We start from the raw sequence: 4,761 nt of genomic DNA, 5'->3' as shown, positions 1-4,761 counted from the left end.
ATCTTCGCCTTCATCGAAGGCTTCTACAATCGAACGAGGCTCCATTCCGCCATCGGATATGTCGCGCCGATCGAGATGGAGCTAAAAGCTGCTTAAACCCGTCCACTTTTTCGGGGGAAGATCAGTGGCGTTTTCTGCACGAACTCGTCTATGTCCGCTTGACGAGAGTGCGCAGGCGCAAGCGTCCGCGGAACCAAGTCAGTTAGCAAACGTCTAAATGACGGACGAGGAGCGCGACGTCTGGCTGCGCGCGCCCTGGGACGAAGCAAATCGCTCAAGCGTACTTCAGCTTTAGCTCGTGATGCGCGAAGATTCCGCAAGCTGTGGTGGAGGACTTTCGTCAACGACCACTAGGACCGGAAGATTTTTTTGGGAGACCATCCATGACCGAGGAGCCACTCACGGTAGACCCAGGCAATATTCCAGAAGCGCTTTGCATAGGAAAAATCAACCTCTCGTCGGGGCCTGGGTCACTCATGACACTCACATTTACAAACGTTCGGCCAAAGGCAGGTCCGCTATTCGATTCGAATAAGATTGAGCATGAAAGCATCGTTCGCGCTCGCATTGTTACGACGTTGGACAATTTGATTGCATTGCGGGATCTATTGAACAGTTCGATACAGCAAACGCCAGCTCCTTCCGCCAGCAGCGGGGCCGTCAAGGTCCATTGATGTGTTGTTGGCAGGACGGATTTTCGGAACATCAAGGATGGAGGCGAGTTTAAATACGGCCGTAATCTAGGCGGAGGCCCGAGACAAAGAAGGGCCGAACCATGACAACGTTCCGAACCGATCAAGTTGACGACAATAGGGTGAACATCAAGCGCGCCCCGAACATGCTGGCTGGGTCGATCGCCCGGGTCGACGATCACTGGCACGTCGAGATCGTGTGGGGCGGCCCTGGCGGCGCCATCACCTACGAGGCACCATCACTGCCCCGCGCGTTGGCGTTCATGGACGGGGTCGACGCGGCATTCGAGCGGGTGATAATGCTCGGTGAGCGCTAAAGCCGCAGGCCGACAGAGCATATGGCAGCCAAGGCGCCAGAAGTGCCGGCTCACAGCGCGTTATTCGCGGCGGAGAGTTGAGGTGGAACGCGCAACTTCCAGCCAAGTTCTCCAGGATGGCCTTTAAGAAGATTCGAGCGTGGCTGACGCAGCTCGGCGTGCTAACCGCGCGCCCCCGCGGCGTTTGCGCTTTTCGCCATGTACGGCATCGCCTGGATTGCCTTAGGCAACGGTTTGGAGTGGCACTCCCTAGCCACGCTCGCGACCTGGGGCATGACGTTGGTAATTCAGCGCGCCGAACACCGAGACACCGAGGCCATTCACGCCAAATTGGACGAGCTTCTTAAAGCAAGCCGCCGGGCATCGACGACAAGGATGCGGAGGAAGTCGAGCGGGAACGCGAGGAGGTTCGCGCTGAGAAGTCGGGATAGCTCAATCTGCGGGAGCCCAACACGGCGCGTCGAAACCCTGGATACCGTGTTCTCGCGCATTCTCTGCCTGCCATCCTAAAACGCGCGGTTGAGAAAGATCGGCAGCCCCCGCTTGTTGGAATAGAGAGGACGGTAGCGCTCCGTGTTGTATGTGCTGGCGACGTCCAGCTTGCGCGGTCCGAGCCTGGCGTCAGGGATGGGCACGAGGTCATAGCGGCCCTCGACCAGCGCCGACATGAGGCCGGTCTTGCCTTCCAGGATGGCATCGTAGGCCATGTTTCCAAAAGTCAGGGCGACCAGCTTGTCGATGAAGTCGGGATCGCCCGATCGCAGGTCGTAGGTGAGATCAGAGACGATGGTCTCCTCGCCGGCGCGCCGCTTGATCTCGTCGGCAAGCGCTTCGGCCACGCTTGCCTTCTTGCGGTGACCGTAGGCATCCGGTTCGCCGTATTCCTGCGCTTTGTAGCCCTCCCATTCGGCGCCTTCGCTCAACACGATCAGCGCATAGTTGCTCGGGTTGCCGCGCTTGTCCTCGAGCAGCAACTGGATCAGCTTGTCGAGATTGACCTTGTACTCCGGTATCGCGCATCGGATCGAGGTCGCGTATGCGGTATAGAGTGCTGTAAAGCCGGCATCGCGGCCAAAGATGCGGAAAATGCCAACGCGCTCGTGCGAGCCGACTGTGGTGCGCTGCCGCTGGATCGCATCGCTGGCGCGGGTGATCGCCGTCGAGAAGCCGATGCAGTACTCGGTGTTGCGGACGTCGTTGTCCATCGTCTTCGGGATGGCGATGATCTTGACGCCGAGTCCGTTCAGCTTGTCCGCATAGCTGAGCGTGTCATCGCCGCCGATGGCGATCAAATGTTCGATGCCGAGCCCCGACAGGTTCGCCAAGACCTGGTCGGTGAGCTCCCAGGTCTTGGTTGCGATCCCGCCCCTGGTGCTCTCCGAGACCGGAACGTCGCTGCCGACAAGATGATCGGGCAGCTTTTTCATCTTGGAGGGATTGGTGCGGCTCGAGTGCAGCACGGTGCCGCCGCGTCGGTCGATGATGCGCGTGTTTTCACGGTTGAGCGGAATGAGGTAGTGCGATTTGCTGGCGGGGTCGTCGAGGTTCAGGTGCGTGAGGGCCTCCCAACCGCGGCGGAGACCGACGACCTCGATGTCGTCCTCGCTGCCGCGATAGGTCACAGTCTTGATGATTGCGTTGAGGCCGGGAACGTCGCCACCGCCCGTGAGAACGCCGATGCGCTTTTTCGCCACGCTCGCCTCCTTCCACTGCTGCCGGCCTGCAGCGTTCCCTACTCGGCCGCTTCCGGCTTACGCTCCTCGCGCAGCCGAAAACGCTTCAGCAATGCGGACACGGTATCGCGGAAGCCGCCATACTCCAACTCGGAATAGGGCAGCATCGCAGCGCCGGACCAGCCTTGGCTGCGCATCTCGATTGCCTTGCGTTGTGCGCTCCGGCGTACCTCGTCCCACGCCGGATTGTCAAAGAAATCGGTGTAGGACTCTGAAAAGCGGCCCTCCTTGTCGATCGAAAAGCCGGCGCAGGAAACGATCGGCAGGCAGTACATGCCAGTCACCGGTGTATTAAGCGGCACGGGCATGAGCGGCATCACATGCGAGCCGCGCGCATCGCCACCCACGAAGTGTGCCTTGGCGAAGGGAGAGACGATTTCCTCAGGCGCCGGGAAAATTCCCTGGTTCCTGATGATCGCGACCGGATCATCCTTGCCGGTGTACTTGCCTGCGATCGCGTGAAGACGCTGCGCCGACACGGCGGCGGCGACCTCGCCATGTGTTTGAGAAACGATGCGATCAATGCCAAAGCGCTCGTTGTCGCGCAGCAGCGCGGCAATGTGGTAGTTGTCCGCGGGCGCGTTGAGTTCGATCACGCTGTCGCCGGCTGTGTTGTCCATGTCGATGATATGGAAACGGAATCCCTTGATCATCTGGGGCAGCATCAGCCCCGCGCAATACATTGGATCAGCAAAGGCAAGGTAGAGCGGCAGGTTGTAGGCGCCGGGGCCGCATTTGTCGGCGGCGAACACCATGAATGACTCCGCGGGTCTCGGACCCGAGAGGCTGTGGTCGAAGCTGAGCTCGGCGACGCCCGGGCCGGCACCGCGAATGTTTCCGGAAGGCGCGTCTGCGAGAAGATCCTGGCCGGCGCCGTAGAGACCGGACGTCTTCGCAACCGAAGTGGCGGCGAGAAACGCCTTCCAGGCGAGTTGATGGATCTCAGGGCTCCCCTCGCCCCGTGTGTGCGTCATGATGATCGCGATGTCGTCGCCGGTGTGGCAGATGAAGGCATCGATCAAAACGCCATTGCAGATCGCCTTGGCGACCTCGCCCTCGACCGTTGCGATCATGCGTGAAGACGGTTTCGTATGCCCGCCTACGGAACCAATGTCAGCCTTGATGACCGAAAGAGTAAGTCTCATGAGCATCCCTCCCAACAGCACAGCACAGCTCAGCGCCTCGGCCACGACGCCTGCTGCGCCGGGGCGACGGCGCTGCTCATCCGCGGGAACGAACGTCTGATGTTGCGATTGGGTTCCAGCCGGAGGTTTATTAGCGTCCGCACTGAGTGAGCGACCCGCCCTTTGGTGCAGACAAGTTTGCCAAGGCGGAAATAAGCGGTGCATGGAGGCATGCCCCCTCCGCAGCGATCTCACACGTCGCCATCTCGCAAGCTCAGCGCACCAAGGCTTCGCTGGCGAACCGCCGCGTCGTCCTGGAGATCAATGAGCCTTTCGTCTGCCGCGAGAGGGGGCGTGCCGTTCGACCGAGGCGCGGACCTCGCGTGTGCGGCGCGTGGCTGCCAACTCCGCATCCGCGACCCGTTTGCGAAGCGCAAACAGGGCCGTCACTTCGCGCTGAAGATCGAACAGGCTGGTTGTGTTGAGATAAAAATGTGCCTCCGACATCAGAGGCCCGCATGGTCGTCGCATTGGCTACGCCTCCGCTGCGAAATGCTGCTAGCTTTTCCCATGAGGCAGGGCCTTTGCAAATAACCCATGTGATTCCAGATTTCCAGAGATCGCATCCTCTAAGCGCAGATCCTAAGGCGTGCAGAACGCCCTGTGTGTGCACTTTTGAACACAAGCGGTACGGGAGTGAGTTGGCTTGCCACGATCGAGGGGCACGCTCAACTCGGTTCTTGCGGCGGTTGCACCCGACCTCTAGCGCTAGCTGTGGAGCCTCAAGAGGTTGTCCTCGGTGAGACCGAGTCTGCTGATCGGCGTTTGAGATTTTATACCGCCGTGAGGCCGATGCCAGTTGTATTGGTGCAGCCAGATCGGAAGCTCGTCGGCA

Annotated in this window: 5 protein-coding genes and 1 pseudogene; 3 read left to right on the top strand and 3 right to left on the bottom strand. The window is 60.2% G+C overall.

Annotated elements, in window-relative coordinates; all coding sequences use genetic code 11:
- The first annotated feature begins 383 nt into the window (after positions 1-383).
- From ACZYOF_RS42250 to ACZYOF_RS42240, 3 genes are all read left to right on the top strand, one after another.
- Entirely contained in the window at positions 384-674 is a 291-nt protein-coding gene (locus ACZYOF_RS42250) for a hypothetical protein (RefSeq protein ID WP_282531600.1), read from the top strand.
- 101 nt (positions 675-775) lie between these two features.
- The gene (locus ACZYOF_RS42245) at positions 776-1,009 is read left to right on the top strand and encodes a hypothetical protein (RefSeq protein WP_130580607.1); all 234 of its coding nucleotides are present in this window, start codon (positions 776-778) and stop codon (positions 1,007-1,009) included.
- A 198-nt stretch (positions 1,010-1,207) separates the two neighbouring features.
- On the top strand, positions 1,208-1,519 hold the full coding sequence (locus ACZYOF_RS42240; protein WP_463719438.1) for a low affinity iron permease family protein: 312 nt from the start codon (positions 1,208-1,210) through the stop codon (positions 1,517-1,519).
- Here ACZYOF_RS42240 and ACZYOF_RS42235 read toward each other — a convergent pair.
- The 3 genes and pseudogenes from ACZYOF_RS42235 to ACZYOF_RS42225 all read right to left on the bottom strand — a co-directional run.
- Entirely contained in the window at positions 1,516-2,703 is a 1,188-nt protein-coding gene (locus tag ACZYOF_RS42235) for a 6-phosphofructokinase (RefSeq protein ID WP_282531602.1), read from the bottom strand. The two genes, ACZYOF_RS42240 and ACZYOF_RS42235, sit on opposite strands and share 4 nt — an antisense overlap.
- 38 nt (positions 2,704-2,741) lie before the next feature.
- A complete protein-coding gene (locus ACZYOF_RS42230) occupies positions 2,742-3,932 on the bottom strand; it encodes a fructose-1,6-bisphosphatase (protein WP_282531603.1) in 1,191 nt (396 codons plus the stop codon).
- 702 nt (positions 3,933-4,634) lie between these two features.
- Positions 4,635-4,761: pseudogene (locus ACZYOF_RS42225) on the bottom strand (IS481 family transposase); the annotation flags it as partial.

The organism is Bradyrhizobium sp. LeoA1Lang (assembly GCF_055413685.1).
Note: the sequence above shows the minus strand (reverse complement) of the source record. Positions and strands in the feature narration are given on the sequence as shown.

Bases quoted from the DNA above. Each gene is read 5' to 3' on its own strand.
- ACZYOF_RS42250 (WP_282531600.1), top strand. From the start codon at position 384: ATGACCGAGGAGCCACTCACGGTAGACCCAGGCAATATTCCAGAAGCG.
- ACZYOF_RS42245 (WP_130580607.1), top strand. From the start codon at position 776: ATGACAACGTTCCGAACCGATCAAGTTGACGACAATAGGGTGAACATC.
- ACZYOF_RS42240 (WP_463719438.1), top strand. From the start codon at position 1,208: ATGTACGGCATCGCCTGGATTGCCTTAGGCAACGGTTTGGAGTGGCAC.